Raw genomic sequence first — 14,460 nt, forward strand, 5'->3', positions numbered from 1 at the left:
GCCCGCAGCACAAGTTATGCGCGTGCTCTTTGCTCGTTTATAAACTCATAAACGTAGAAATGCCACCCATCACCATATCTACGGACATCAAAATAAGAATCATACCCGTCAAGCGTTCAATGGCAATCAACCCGCGTTTGCCCAGCAAATTGCTGATAGGGAAGGAAGCCATTAAAATAACGGAGTTAATGATGGAGGCTACAATCACTGCGCCCAGCGTAATAAATTTATTGGACTGCTGGGCGGCCGTAATCATCACCATAGACAACGCCGCCGGGCCCGCCACCAAGGGGATAGCCAACGGCACCACAAAGGGTTCGTCTTCCTTGGGGTCGTTTTTGGGCTCATCGTCCCCACCGAAAACCAACTTAACCGAGATGATAAACAAAATGATACCACCCGCAATACTGAGTGAATATTCGTGGATACCAAACGCCCGCAAGAACCATTTGCCCAAGAACAAAAAGGCCACCATAATGATTAAAGCGATAGCCAACTCGCGGATGAGCACGGTTTTGCGGCGTTCCGGCGCCACTTTTTTAAGCGCGGCAATAAACAGCGGAATATTGCCGAAGCCGTCCATTACCAAGGCAAGCGTAATGACGGAAGAAATAAACGAATCCATAAAAAACTCCTTGTAAATTGTTCAAATTTCCGGGCTAAATGTTCTTCGCCCGGGCTTCGTCCTATATAGTATAGCAAAAATCACTCCGCCCGGCGCAGGCCCCCAAATAACCCGTTTTTACCCTGCAAGAGGAAAGGGCAATTTAGTAAGATATTAATTATGTTAGACGAACACCGCACAAATTTTATTAATATTGTTAAATGGTTTTTATTGGCTACCGTTATCGGCGCGCTGGTGGGCGTGCTGGACGCGGCCTTTTTAAAAATTTTGGACGCCTCTATTGCGTGGCGCAACGGGATACCGCTCTTTTATTTGGGGCTGCCTGTTTTCCTATATATAGTGGCCCTCTTGGGGCGAAAAACCGCCAAGGGAGATAAGGATTTTTCCACCGACGCGGTTATCAATAAAATCAATGCCGAAAAGCCCATTTCCTTTATTTCCATTTTAAAGGGCTTTACCTTGCCCATTGTAACAATGGTTTCCGGCGGTTCGGCGGGTAAAGAAGCCCCGTGCGCCGACGTGGGGGCGGGCGTTTCGTCCCTGCTGGCGCGGCTGCTGCATATGGACCGCGAGGACCAACGCCGGATGATGATTTGCGGCGTAAGCGCGGGCTTTGCGGGCGTATTCGGCGTGCCGATATCGGGCGCGCTGTTCGGGCTGGAAGTGCTGTGGGTGGGGCATATTTTTTATGAGGTAATGTTCCCCGCGCTCGTGGCCGGGATAACCGCCTTTCAGGTTACTTCGTTTTTAGGCGTGGATTACATTTATCATCCGCTCCACTTTGTGCCGGTATTTTCGGAGCAGTTCTTCCTCAAAATGATTATCGCCGGGATGTTCTTCGGCCTGGTGTCTATTCTATTTATTGAAATCAGCAAATTTGCCCGCGTGGTGTTCCGCTATATTGCCCTGCGCACGCGGTTGTTTTGGTCGTGTATGATTGGCGGGCTTATTTTGGTGGCGATCGGCTACTTCGCTTCCCCTATCTATTTGGGGCTTGGGATGCCCGGGATTGATATGGCCTTAAACGGCGAGCCGCTTTTGTCCCCCTTTGGCTTTTTGTATAAGATTATTACCACCTCTATCACGTTTGCCGCCGGAGGAATCGGCGGGGTGGTTACGCCTATTTTCTTTGTGGGCGCGCAAGCCGGGGCAATGCTGGCCGATTTTATGCAGGTGGACAGCGCGACCTTAGCCGCGCTTGGACTGGTAGCCGTTTTGGCAGGCACAGCCAATACGCCGCTGGCCGCCAGCATTATGGCCATAGAACTTTTTGGCCCGGCGATTGCGCCGTATGCCACAGTAGTATGCGTGATCAGTTTCTTAATTACCGGACGGCAGAGCATTTATCCCAGCCAGCGGATTTCTATGGATAGCGGCAAAAACTTGGAAGAAGAGCCCGCCTTCCACCACAAGCATTACGGCCGCCGCGCCAGCGACCGAAAACAGCGTATTCACCCGCGCAAAACATTGCTTAAAAAAGCAGTGCGGGAAATGGTCCGGCACCTAATACCCAATCCAAAAGGTTTTGACGAAAAGAAATAGAACGCAAAAAGCCCCGGCACAAACCGGGGCTTTTTCATTATAAGTAATAACAATTAGTACAGCGGGATATTGTACTCGCGCGCCAACGCGTTGTAGCGGTCAATTACCTTGCGCACAAAGCGGCGCTTTTCCACATAACTGCCCGGGAAGAACGCGCTCTTAAAGCCCGCAATGACAATGTTTTTAAGTTCCTTGGGAGCCAAGTCCACATTATGAACCAAGAGTTCCATTTCCTTGGTAACCGTGGTATTGGAGACCAGACGGTTATCCGTATTGATGCTGACGGGCAAGCCGCGCTTAATCATTTCTTTAATCGGGTGGTCCTTAACGGATTTGATTTCCGGCAAGGTCTGCAAATTGCTCGTCAGGCACACCTCAATACCAATGCGCTCACTGGCAATATAGTCCGCCAAGGAATTGACGTAATCCTCTTTATCCTGCACTCTTTTGTCTTTAATCATTGCGGCGGCAAACAGGTGCGTGCCGTGGCCCAAGCGGTTGGCGTAGCAGTCGGTAATGGCCTGAAAGATAGATTCGGGGCCGTAGGCTTCGCCGGAGTGAACCGTCTTGCGGATGAAGTGTTTATGCACGTAGCGGTAAGCCGCCAGGTGGTCCGCCGCCGGATAGCCGGCTTCCTCGCCCGCGAGGTCAAACCCGACCACGGGCAAATGCTCATCCTTGGCGAGTTTCACGACCATCTTCGCCAGTTCCAACGAAGCAATACCAAAAATTTCGCTCTTGCTGGATTGCGAAAGAGCCTTTATCAAATTGGCGTAATAGGGCGACATAAACTCATTAAAGTTACGCATCGCACAGGCAATTACGCCAAAGTAAAATTCCAAATCTTCCCCGTTTTTAACGGCGGCAGAAGCGTTATGCTCGTCCTGCGCGCGTTTTAACCCGCGCACTACGGCGCGCACGGCATCCTGCGCGGACAAGGTATCGCTCGCGTGCAACTGCGGTGCAAAGCGGACTTCTAAATAGCGCACGCCCTCGGCAAGGGCATCTTGTCCCAGTTCGTAGGCCACGCGCTCAATATTGGCGGCATTACGCATAACGGCACCGGTGTAGGAAAAACCCTTTAAATATTCTACGAGCGAGGCGTACTTGTCTTTAAACACCTTTTCACGCAAGCCTTCCTCGGTATAGGCGGGGAGTTCCACTCCCTCTTTTTTTGCTAGTTCAATCAGCGTGGAAAGGCGCAAAGAGCCGTCCAAATGGACGTGCAAGTCCGCCTTGGGAATACGTTTTAAAAATTCACTGGGGATGTTCATCATATTATTTTTTCTCCGCTTGTTGGCCCTTTGGCGTATCTTTTACCACATACCCCAACCGGGCAATGGCGTCGCGAAGTTCGTCGGATTTTTTCCAATCCTTCGCAGCGCGGGCTTCGGCGCGCGCCTTTAACAGGTCGGCCACTTCGGCCGGCAACTCGCTAACGGCGGCTTCCGGTTTTTTAAATAAATCCAGCGACAAAATCGTATCGGCAAATTCCAAGAACGCCAATTTTTCCCCCGCCGTCAGTTCGCCCGAGCGGACGGCTTCCCAGGTAATGGCCAAGGCCTTGGGGGCGTTTAAATCGTCCTCCATAGCGGCGGTAAATTTATCCTTCCACGCTTGGACTTTTTCATTTTGTACGGGTGTGCCATTGGCTTCGTCCTTGGCTTGGCAGGCTAGTGCACGCAAATTTTTAAGGCTCTTGGTTGCGCTGTCCATACTTTCATAGGAAAATTCCAACTGCGTGCGGTAATGCGCGCCCAAACACAAATAGCGGTAGGCCAAGGGCTCATAGCCCTTTTCTTTTAATACGTCCAGCGTAACAAAGGTGCCGCCGGATTTAGACATTTTACCCGAGCGCAAAATCAAAAATTCGCCGTGGACCCAATAGTTCACATATTTCTCGCCGGTAGCGGCTTCGCTCTGGGCGATTTCGTTGGTGTGGTGAATCGTTACGTGGTCAATCCCGCCGCAATGGATATCCAGCGTGTGGCCCAAATATTTCATTGCCATCGCGGAGCACTCAATGTGCCACCCCGGGAAACCAACACCCCACGGGCTATCCCACTCCATTTGGCGTTTTTTATCCTTGGGGGAAAATTTCCACAAGGCAAAATCGGTCGGGTTGCGCTTTTCGTCGCTCATTTCCACGCGCGCGCCGCCCTGCAAACCGCGGATACGGGCGTGGCCGACAAGGGCGTCGTAGCGGTCAAACTTGGAGGTATCGTAATAAATACCGTCCGAAGTGCGATAAGTGTAGCCCTTTTCTTCCAGCGTTTTAACGAGCGCAATCATTTCTTTAATATGCGCAGTCGCGCGGCTGATAACCGTCGGGCGGGTGCAATGCAGGGCATCGTAATCCTGCCAGAATTTTTCTTCGTAAAACTTCGCAATATCCCACGCGCTTTTACCCTCGCGCGCGGCGCCGACTTCCATTTTATCTTCGCCGGAGTCCGCATCCGACACCAAGTGCCCCACATCGGTAATGTTCATTACGTGTTTGAGCGGATAGTGCAAGCGGATGGTGCGGGAAAGCAAATCCTCAAAAATATAGGTGCGCAAGTTGCCAATGTGCGCAAAGTTATATACGGTCGGCCCGCAGCAGTACATTGTTACCTGTTTTTCGTTCTGCGGTTTAAATTCGTCTTTATGGTGTGTGGCGGTATTATATAAGTACATCATTGTTTGGCCTCTTCTTTCAGTTGCAAATAAGTGGATTTGATCGTGTTAAAAAACAGCGTGCAGGTGGATTGGCCCACCTCGTTGGCGGAGGTTTCGCTGAGTTTACAGTTTACCGTAATGTCGGATAGGGAATTAACCGCGCCTACGCTGGCCATAGAATAGGTAAAGCCCACCGGGCGGTATTTTTTGAGTGCCACGGCGTAGGCTTTATCAAGCGCCTTTTGAAACAAATTCATATCCTTGCGCGTGGCGGAAGCCCCCAACTGGAACTTGCGCGTAGCCACGCTGACGACCACGTCGCCATAATTGCCATAGGTGCTGGCCAAATTTTCGGACGTAAAATCTTCATCTTCCCCCAGTTGCGCTTCCTCGGCGGACGGGGCCGCGGTTTCGGTAGCAGAAGGAGTGCTTTCGGGCGGGAAGGGCGAGGTAAACTCGTAATACGCCTGGTTGCCCGGGTAGCGGGAGTAATCAATCCCTTGGGTTACTTTTTTAGTGGAGCGGTAATCGGTGCTACTGCAAGCGGCCACCAAGCCCGCCAAAACCAAGGTTAAAATAAAACGAATTTTCATAGGTAAAACTCCTTACTTTTGAATTTTTAACGTAGCCACCGCGTGGCACATAGCCGCTTCCCCGCGGCCGATTTCGCCCACGTGTTCGTGGCTTTTAGATTTAAAACTGACGTTTTCCAAGGGCATTTCAAACACTTCCGCCAACGACTTGCGGACCGTATCGTAATGCGGCTTGATTTTGGGTTCTTGGGTAATAATGGTTGCGTCAATATGTTCAATTTGCGCGTGGTGGGCGCGGACAATTTCCAGCACTTTTTTTGCAATTTTTACGCTGGAAATGCCTTTAATGGATTCGTCCGTAGGCGGGAACAAAATGCCGATTTCCCCCGCGCACAGGGCACCCAAAATAGCATCGCACAGCGCGTGCAAGACTAAATCCCCGTCGCTATGGCCTAAAAAGCCCTTTGTATGCGGGATTTCCGCCCCGCCGATAAACAACTTGCGTCCCGGTTCCAGGCGGTGCAAATCAAACCCGAAACCCGTGCGGTAAATAACAGAATTTTCCAAGAGAGCCTCCGCAAATACTAAATCTTCCGGCGTGGTAATTTTGTTGTTTTTGTAGGAAGACGGAACCACGCGCACTTTTATCCCCAATTTCTCCACCAGTTGGGATTCATCCGTCGCGCCTTCCTCTTGCCCGAATTTTTCCAAGGCTTCCGCCAAGATAGGGCGGCGGTAGCATTGGGGCGTTTGGGCGGCCCACAATACAGAACGGTCCAGCGTGTTTTGCACAAAGCCGTCCTTGCAAACCTTTACCGTGTCTTTAACGGGTACGGCCAGTACGGCGGCCCCGTATTCCTGCGCCGCCTGCAAGCACGCGCTGATGTGCGCAGGCTCCACCAGCGGGCGGGCGCCGTCGTGCACGGCCACCAATTGGGCAGCAGCGGACGTCTTTAAAAAACCGTTTTTTACGGACAACAGCCGCGTTTTACCGGGGTCTGCAAAAATAATATGGGGAAAACGTTTTTCCAGTTCCGCGCGGTTTTCGGGCGGCGTAACCACCACAATTTCTTTTATTTCCGGCGTATTTAAAAACGCTTCTACCGTGCGGACAAGTACGGGCTTTCCGCCAAGCGGCAACATTTGCTTGGGGCGGCCCATACGTGTGCCGCTTCCCCCCGCTACAATCACCGCTGACGAAAAGCCCGTCTGTTCAGACATAAAAACCTTATTTAACTTTGGCAAAAATCATCCGGCCGGAAGAGGTTTGCAAAATGGAATACACCGCCACTTCCGTACGTTTGCCGATATGTTTGCGGCCGTCTTCCACCACAACCATTGTGCCGTCGTCCAGGTAGCCGATGCCCTGTTCTTTTTCTTTACCGTCCTTCATAATAAACAGCGACATACTTTCCCCGGGCAGCACCACCGGTTTTAAGGCGGTAGCCAAGTCCGCAATATTAAGCGCAATTACATTGTAAAGCGCGGCAATTTTATTTACATTAAAATCAAGCGTTACCACTTCGGCATCTAAACTTTTAGCCAATTTTACGACGCGTTCCTCCAAGGTGTCCGCCTTGGGGGTTTTGTTCGTAATGCGCACGGAAATTTCCGACAGTTCCTGCAAGCGGGTGGCCACGTCCAAACCGCGGCGGCCTTTGGCCCGTTCCAACGGGTCCTTGGAAGATACCATTTTATTTAACGCGTCCAGCACGAACACCGGCAGCACAATCACGCCGGAGAGGAAATTAATTTCGCACAAATCCACAATGCGCCCGTCCATAAGCGCGGTAACATCGGCCACTTTTAAGTGGTGCCCCTTATAAGAGAGGCCTTCCAAGTCGCGCGACTTAAACAAACTGGCCAGCACGCCGAAAATCAGCAGGCCGATTTCAAAAGAGCGGTGGTATTGGTTCCAAAAAGCCATTACATCGCCGTTGGCAAAGTTGTTCATCCCGTAGTCAAACAGCACAAATAACATATACCCCAGCAAAAAGCCGGAGCAGGCAATCATAATTTTAATAAGGCGCAAGCGTTTGAACAACACTTCGCCCGCCACGACAAGCGCGCCGCACAAAAGACCTGCGAGCAGGCTCATCCACTCTTTATCAATAAAGTTATACGTTAGAAACGGAAATGCTACCAACGTGGAAATACGAAAAATCCAAATAGGCATATGCCCTCCAAAAAATAGGGGAACTTGTCCCCGGATAAGACTAGTTATATTCTAGCACTTTGCAGGCTACTTTTACAGCGTTTCTTTGACGGCGCACCGCCGGACTAGCGCAATTTAAGCGCTAATGCGTTCAAATCGGCCAGTTCCACTAGGGTCATTGCGCTTAATTTTTGCTTTTCACCCTTGGTTACCGCCGCCGCAAAACCTTTCTTAAAGCCTAGCCGCTGGGCTTCTTCCAGCCTGCGGTCAATCAGCGGCACCTTGGCTACCTGCCCCAAAATGCCCACCTCGGCCATAAACACCCAATCCGGCGCAATTGGAATTTCCTTGCACGAACTGATGACCGCCGCGCAAACGGCTAAATCCAAGGCCGGGTCCTTCAATTTTACGCCACCCGCCAAACTGACAAAGATGTCCTTGTTGTCTAACGACAGACCGATATGCTTTTCCAGCGCGGCAAACAGCATCAAACAGCGGTTTAAATCCACTCCCGTCGCCACCCGGCGCGGGAACGGATAGCGCGTCGGCGACACCAAGGCTTGCACCTCGGTCAAAATCGGCCGCGAACCTTCCAACGCCAAGGAATACGCACGCCCCTTCATTGCGCTGTCGCGCGAGGTTTGGGCAAAATATTCGCTGGCGTTTTCCACCGATTCCAATCCGTGCCCCGTCATTTTAAACAGACCGATTTCCCCGGTAGAACCAAAGCGGTTTTTGTGCGGGCGCAAGAGGCGCAGGACGTTATCCTTTTCCGTATCAAAATAGAGCACGCAGTCCACCATATGCTCCAAAATCTTCGGTCCCGCCAATTCGCCGTCCTTGGTAACGTGGCCCAGCACAAAGGTAATAATGCCCTTGGGTTTGCACAAGCGCACCAATTCGCTGGTACACTCGCGCACCTGCGCCACCGTACCGGCGGAGGACGTAAATTCCGGGTGGTAAACCGTTTGGATAGAGTCCAAAATCAACACTTCGGGGTTTACCTGCTCCACGGACTCCACGATTTTTTGGATGTCCGTTTCGCACAACAGGAAAATATTGTCGCCGTTTACCTTCAAGCGTTGGGCACGGCCCGAAATCTGGCCGATACTCTCTTCGCCCGAAATATACAGCACCTTTAACGTCTTGGAAAGTTCCGCCGCCACCTGCAACATTAGCGTAGATTTGCCGATACCGGGCGCTCCGGCCAAAAGGGTCAACTGCCCTTTGACGAGTCCCCCGCCCAGCAGACGGTCAAACTCGCTGATGTGGGTTTCTATGCGCGGTTCTTTAACGGCCTTGCTGTCCGCCAGTTTTACAATTTCGGAAGAGAAATCGGTAAAACTGCGCGTGCGCTGCGAGGCTTTTTTGCTTTCCTGCTGTTTAACCTCTTCTACCAAGGTGTTCCACTCCCCGCACTCCGGGCATTTACCCGCCCATTTGGGGGATTCGTAACCACACTTTTGGCAGACGAAAACCGTTTTAAATTTCATACCTTATCTGGCCCCGGCCGCAGCCGCCATACCAAAGAAAGAGGAAATATCCTGGTCGTTAAACGACAGGTTGGCTTTAAGCGCGAACTCGTTGGTTTCCATCGCGTCGCGCATCCACGCGCCCACGGAGAAATAGCGGTTCACACGGAAATCCAAGCCGTACGTCAAATTGGGTTTATTGAAGCGGCGTCCGTTAATCACGCGGTCGCGGCCCCAATCATAAAATTCCCCGCCGACGGTAAAGCGGCTTAAAAATTCGTCGTCATAGAACGGCTTTAATTCCAAGGCCACCCCACCGCCGCCGCGGATTAAACCGGCGGAAACGGTTGCCCATTTGTTATACAGGCCGAAGCGAACGTCAAACTTGTTCTTTTCCAAATAGTCGCCGTCTTTAAGTTTGTCGTCCTCGTTGCCGATGTTGGCCATACCCACGCGGTAGAACGTATAACCGCTGGAAGGGAAAATTTCAAGCGCGAGGTCGCTGGTGGCCTGGCCCGGGCCCGGCATATAGAAGAAGTCGTAATCCCAATACACGCGGAAACGGCTCATCTTGCCCACAAAGGTTTTTACCTCGCCCATTGTTTCCTTCAAATCTTTTACGCTGTCTTTTACGTCCTTCTTCATTTCGGGGTCTTTAATCAAACTGCCGATAACGCCCTCGCCTTTTTCCAAACTGTTCATCAAGGAATCGGCCTTTGCCAAAACCTCCTTCAAGCGTTCGGAAGCCACGTCCAAATTTTCTACGGAATTTGTTAAATACGGACGCATTTGGGCCACTAATTGGTTCAAATTGGCCGATAATTGGCGCACGTCGTTCATCGTTTGGTTGAGTTTTGCGCCAAATTCGCCTTGGTTATTTACGCTGTCCACAAATTCCTTAATGCTGGACATCGTTTGCGAAATCATCACGTCCATCGGCTGTTCGTTAAGCCCGGGGACGTATTCACCCGGCTGGATAAAGGGGGCCGAAAGCGGGCCTTGCACGGCCTTTAAATATTTGGAGCCGATAATGCCCGTCATCGCCACGCTGAACTCCGCCCCGCGGTGCAGTTCCACCCCGTCATTAACGGAGGCAACAACCACCACTTGGCCGTTTTCAATTTTGATTTTTTTAACCTTACCCACTTCTACACCCGCGAGTTTGACTGGGGCCTGTACGGCCAGGCCAGACACGTCTGCAAACGTAATGTTAATGTCGTGGGTCTTGGTAACGGACAGGCCGCCCAAAAAATAGAGCGAAAAGCCGAAAATAAAAAGACCTAATACGGTAAATATCCCCAATTTAGTTTCTGGTTTCATTGTTCATCCTTTTAAGTAAAATAAAACTACGCTTTTAACAACTGCATTTGGATAGGCCCTTGGCTGCTGCCTTCCACAAATTGTTTTACATACGGGTTGTCCGTTTTTCTAAATTCCTCCGGCGTGCCGTACATCAAAATACGTCCCTCGTATAAGAACGCAATATAATCGGCAATTTTAAAGGCCGAGCGCATATCGTGCGTAATAACTACCGAGGTTACCCCCAGTTTAGCCTTTAAGCCGATAATCAAATCGCTGATAATGTCGGACATTATCGGGTCCAAGCCTGTGGTGGGCTCGTCATATAAAATCACTTTTGGCTCCACCGCCAGCACCCGCGCGAGCGAAACGCGCTTCTTCATCCCGCCGGACAGTTCGCTGGGGTTCAACTTGGCAACATCTTCCTTTAACCCCACCAAGGCCAATTTTTCTTTAATTACCTTGGGGTATTCGCTTTCCGGCACCTCGGTTAAATATTTAAGCCCGAAGGTAACGTTTTCGCCTACGCTCATAGAGTCAAACAAGGCGCCCTCTTGGAATAAATAGCCAAATTTGCGGCGGATGGCGGCCAGTTTAATTTCGCTGTGGATTTTAGTGATATCCTTTCCGTCCACCCAAATATGCCCGCCCGTGGCTTCTTCCAGCCCGATAAGGCATTTAATCAACGTGCTTTTGCCCGAGCCGGAACCGCCCAAAATGCAAGTGGTTTTGCCCTCTTCAATTTTGAGGTTTACATCCTTTAACACCTGTTTGGGGCCGAAACTTTTTTGCAAATCCTTAATTTCAATCATATTAAACCCCGAACGCCGTTAAAATGGCGGTCAAAAAGTAATCCAATACCAAAATAAGTACAATCGTGGTAACCACGGCCCCGGTGGTGGCTTTACCCACGCCCTCGGCACCGCCGCGCGTGCTGACGCCCTTGTAGCAGCAGACCGTCGCCACCATAAAGGCAAACACAAACGATTTAATAAAACCATGCATAAAGTCCCGCACGCCCATAAACGAGGTAATATCCGTGATATATACCTCTCCGGCTACGCCCAGCGCATAGACCGCCACCAGGTAGCCGCCCAAGACGCCGAACAAATTGGAAAAAAGTGTTAAAACCGGCATCGTAAATAAAAAGCCGAACATCCGCGGGATAACCAAATAGCGGATAGGGTTCGTACCCAAGGTGTAGAGCGCGTCAATCTGCTCAGTTACCGCCATTGTGCCGATTTGCGCCGTTACCGCGGCCCCCGCACGGCCGGAAACGACAACCGCCGTCAGCACCGGGCCCAATTCGCGGATAAGCGAAAACGTAACAATCGTGCCTACAAAAATAGGCTCGCCGAAGATATTACCAATCGTATTCCCGGCTTGTAACGCCAGCACCATACCCGTAAACAAACTGGTAAGCGCCGTTACGCCCAAGGATTCCACCCCAATCGTTACGCTCTGCTCCACCGCCTGCCCGAACTCAAAGCGGGAGTGGGTAAGCCAGAACAAAGACGAACGAACCATTTGGGCGGCTCCGCCCACTTGGCCGAACAGGTTGGACATATATTTACCGATAAGCGTAAACATTATTCTTTATAAATCCTCGGTACGCGGGGCATCAAAAGGGTGCACAGTTCATAATCAATCGTGCCCGCCTTTTCGGCCAGTTCCGCATACGTAATTTCTTCGTCGCCTTGGCGGCCTACGGCTACCACTTCATCGCCCACCTTCACGGGCCCGGCGTTCGTAATATCCACCATCAGCATATCCATTGTGATATTGCCTAGTACGCGGCAGCGTTTGCCGTTAATAAGCACCTCGGCCTTATTGGAAAGCGCCCGCAAATAGCCATCCCCATATCCCAAGGGTAAAGTGGCCACCTTCATCGCGGACGGCGCAATAAAACTGCGGTTATAACTAATGCTCGCCCCGGCGGGCACGTCCTTTACATATACTACACGGGTTTTTAAAGACAAAATCGGTTCAAACCCGGGTTCTAATCCAAGCGCGCTGTGGCCCGTGCGGACCATATCGTAATGCACATCGGGCCGCGCGGTAATAGCCGCGGAAGCCGCGACGTGGCAATAATTAATATGAATACCCTTTAAATGTACATTGGTTAGCGTGTCGCGGTAGTAGCCGATTTGCTCCTCGGTATAGGCCGGGTCGGTCTCCACGCTGGAAAGGTGCGTAAAGAGCCCGTCCAAAATGACGTGCGGGTTCTTATCCAAATATTCAATGACGTTAAACACCCCGCCGCGGCGCGTGCCGATACGCCCCATACCCGTATCCTGCTTGACGTGACAGAGGGCCTTTTTGCCCAGTTTTTCGGCAATTTCGCACACGGCCTTGGCCGCGTCCAAACTGGCAATGGTTATGGCAATATTGTTTTTAATGGCGTACTCAAACGCTTCAAACGGGTAAATACTGCCCAATACCAAAATAGGCAGCGTTACGCCCGCTTGGCGCAACTGCAACGCTTCCTCCACCGAGGCCGCGCCAAAAAAGTCGCTGAGTTTGTTTTTTTCCAAAAACAAGCCCAAGGGCACCGCTCCGTGGCCGTAGGCATTGGCCTTTAAAACGGTCAAAACGCGTACATTTTCTCCCGCCTGCTCGTGCACTTTATGCATATTGCGGGCCAGTTTCTTTAAATCTACTTCGGCAATAGTCGGTCTTAAAATAGGCATCATATGCGTTACTCCGGAATTGCCATTGTGGTATTTCCACCCATATCCTGCGCGTTTTCCATATGTTCGGGCGCAGGGTTGGTAAACAAGGCGTATTCGCCGAAGAAGGCCAAATCAATATCCCCCACCGGGCCGTTACGCTGTTTGGCAATAATCAGCGTGGCTTTGTTTTTGAGGGTTTCGTCGTCGCGTTTATAGTACGCTTCGCGGTGGATGAGCGCCACCACGTCGGCGTCCTGTTCAATAGAGCCGGATTCGCGCAAGTCGGAAAGTTGCGGTTTGTTGTCTTGGCGGCTCTTGTCCTCGTTCTTACGGCTCAACTGAGAAAGAGCCAGCACGGGCACATTTAAGGTACGGGCCAAATCTTTAAGCATACGGGAAATTTCGGACACTTCCTGCTGTCTGCTTTCGGTACGGCGTTCGCCGCCGCGGATTAACTGCAAGTAGTCAATGACAATCAGGCCCAACTCCTTGCCCTGCTTTTTAAGGTCGGTCGCCAAGCGGCGAGCGCGCATACGCAGTTCGGTAATGGAAATGCCGGACGTATCGTCAATATACATTGGCGCGGAGGCCAGGCGGCCCAGTTCGCGCGTCAAATCGGACCATTTGCTCTGCTCGTAATACCCGGTACGCAATTTGTAAATTTCCACCATAGCGGCCGCGCCGAGCATACGTTCAAAAATAATGTGCCGCCCCATTTCCAGCGAAAAGAACGCCACCGGGAACCCGCACTCCACGCAAGCGTGGTGCGCAATGTTCAGCGCCAAGGCCGTTTTACCCTGGCTGGGGCGCGCGCCCAAAATAATCAGGTCGGACTTTCTGAGCCCGCCCGTTTTGCGGTCAAATTCGTCTAATCCCGTAGGCACACCCTGGATAGCGTTTTTGTTGCGCACGGCCTTTTCCAAGATTTCAATTACTTCGGGGGCTAAATCCTTGGAAGACACAAACCCCGTAAGTTTCTGCTTTTGGCTTAATTTATAAATTTGGTCAGCGGCGGAGTCAATCAGCACCTGCGGGTCGTCGTCCTCTTCCTTATAGCAGCGTTGGACAAGCGATGTAGCCGTGCGGATTAAATCGCGCACAACATATTTTTTATAGACAATTTCCGCATAGTGCTTGATATGCGCGGCGGTGGAAACCTTATCCACCAGTTGCGTTAAATAAACTTCCCCCCCCAACTGCGCCAAGAGGTTATTCTTTTTGAGTTCCTCGCTAAGCGTGATGATATCAATCGCTTGGCCGCGGTCCGCCAAATTCTTCATAGCGGCGAAAATCTTTTGGTGGGATTCTTTATAAAAATGTTCGGGTTTTAAAATTTCCAACGCATCGGTTACGGCCTCGGCGTCTAGGAGCATTGAGCCCAAGACGGCCATTTCCGCATCTATTGCCTGCGGTGGGATTTTTTCTTCCAGTAAATTGCTTGCCATAAGTCCTCTACAACTAAAAAATGGGGCCACCCGTTTACCGGGTGGTAAACGGTGCTTTT

Annotated in this window: 13 protein-coding genes; 1 reads left to right on the forward strand and 12 read right to left on the reverse strand. The window is 51.2% G+C overall.

The genetic code is table 11. From position 1 onward, the window contains the following. Positions 1-37 precede the first annotated feature (37 nt). Positions 38-625 carry a MarC family protein gene (locus ACR0QV_RS00480; protein WP_432634067.1) on the reverse strand — a complete coding sequence of 196 codons (588 nt, stop codon included), beginning with the start codon at positions 623-625 and terminating at the stop codon, positions 38-40. A gap of 159 nt (positions 626-784) precedes the next feature. Between ACR0QV_RS00480 and ACR0QV_RS00485 the strand changes: the two genes are divergently transcribed. Continuing rightward, the gene (locus ACR0QV_RS00485) at positions 785-2,167 is read left to right on the forward strand and encodes a chloride channel protein (RefSeq protein WP_432634068.1); all 1,383 of its coding nucleotides are present in this window, start codon (positions 785-787) and stop codon (positions 2,165-2,167) included. Between the two features lie 53 nt (positions 2,168-2,220). On the opposite strand, the gene ACR0QV_RS00490 is transcribed toward ACR0QV_RS00485, so the two are convergent. The 11 genes from ACR0QV_RS00490 to dnaB all read right to left on the reverse strand — a co-directional run bounded on the left by ACR0QV_RS00490 (position 2,221) and on the right by dnaB (position 14,401). Beyond that, positions 2,221-3,444, reverse strand: coding sequence for an adenosine deaminase family protein (locus ACR0QV_RS00490; protein ID WP_432634069.1), 1,224 nt, complete (start codon positions 3,442-3,444; stop codon positions 2,221-2,223). Position 3,445: 1 nt separating this feature from the next. Further along, a complete protein-coding gene (gene cysS, locus ACR0QV_RS00495) occupies positions 3,446-4,843 on the reverse strand; it encodes a cysteine--tRNA ligase (RefSeq protein ID WP_432634150.1) in 1,398 nt (465 codons plus the stop codon). Next, positions 4,843-5,418, reverse strand: coding sequence for a hypothetical protein (locus tag ACR0QV_RS00500; RefSeq protein WP_432634070.1), 576 nt, complete (start codon positions 5,416-5,418; stop codon positions 4,843-4,845). Before ACR0QV_RS00500 ends, cysS begins: the two co-directional genes overlap by 1 nt. A 12-nt stretch (positions 5,419-5,430) precedes the next feature. Then, positions 5,431-6,579 carry a 2-C-methyl-D-erythritol 4-phosphate cytidylyltransferase gene (ispD, locus tag ACR0QV_RS00505; RefSeq protein ID WP_432634071.1) on the reverse strand — a complete coding sequence of 383 codons (1,149 nt, stop codon included), beginning with the start codon at positions 6,577-6,579 and terminating at the stop codon, positions 5,431-5,433. 7 nt (positions 6,580-6,586) lie between these two features. Beyond that, positions 6,587-7,534, reverse strand: a complete 948-nt coding sequence (locus ACR0QV_RS00510) for a PIN/TRAM domain-containing protein (RefSeq protein WP_428052682.1) — start codon at positions 7,532-7,534, stop codon at positions 6,587-6,589. Positions 7,535-7,638: 104 nt separating this feature from the next. Beyond that, positions 7,639-9,006 carry a DNA repair protein RadA gene (radA, locus tag ACR0QV_RS00515; protein ID WP_432634072.1) on the reverse strand — a complete coding sequence of 456 codons (1,368 nt, stop codon included), beginning with the start codon at positions 9,004-9,006 and terminating at the stop codon, positions 7,639-7,641. 3 nt (positions 9,007-9,009) lie between these two features. Further along, a complete protein-coding gene (locus ACR0QV_RS00520; RefSeq protein ID WP_432634073.1) occupies positions 9,010-10,305 on the reverse strand; it encodes an MlaD family protein in 1,296 nt (431 codons plus the stop codon). Between the two features lie 26 nt (positions 10,306-10,331). After that, positions 10,332-11,096, reverse strand: a complete 765-nt coding sequence (locus ACR0QV_RS00525) for an ABC transporter ATP-binding protein (protein WP_428052688.1) — start codon at positions 11,094-11,096, stop codon at positions 10,332-10,334. Position 11,097: 1 nt separating this feature from the next. After that, complete coding sequence (locus tag ACR0QV_RS00530) at positions 11,098-11,874, reverse strand: MlaE family ABC transporter permease (RefSeq protein ID WP_432634074.1); 777 nt, start codon at positions 11,872-11,874, stop codon at positions 11,098-11,100. Continuing rightward, positions 11,874-12,977: an alanine racemase gene (gene alr, locus ACR0QV_RS00535; protein WP_432634075.1), complete on the reverse strand. Its 1,104-nt coding sequence runs from the start codon at positions 12,975-12,977 to the stop codon at positions 11,874-11,876. Before alr ends, ACR0QV_RS00530 begins: the two co-directional genes overlap by 1 nt. Before the next feature lie 5 nt (positions 12,978-12,982). Then, a complete protein-coding gene (dnaB, locus tag ACR0QV_RS00540; protein WP_428052695.1) occupies positions 12,983-14,401 on the reverse strand; it encodes a replicative DNA helicase in 1,419 nt (472 codons plus the stop codon). Positions 14,402-14,460 lie beyond the last annotated feature (59 nt).

It is taken from the genome of Candidatus Avelusimicrobium sp., assembly GCF_050873505.1.
GTDB lineage: Bacteria > Elusimicrobiota > Elusimicrobia > Elusimicrobiales > Elusimicrobiaceae > Avelusimicrobium.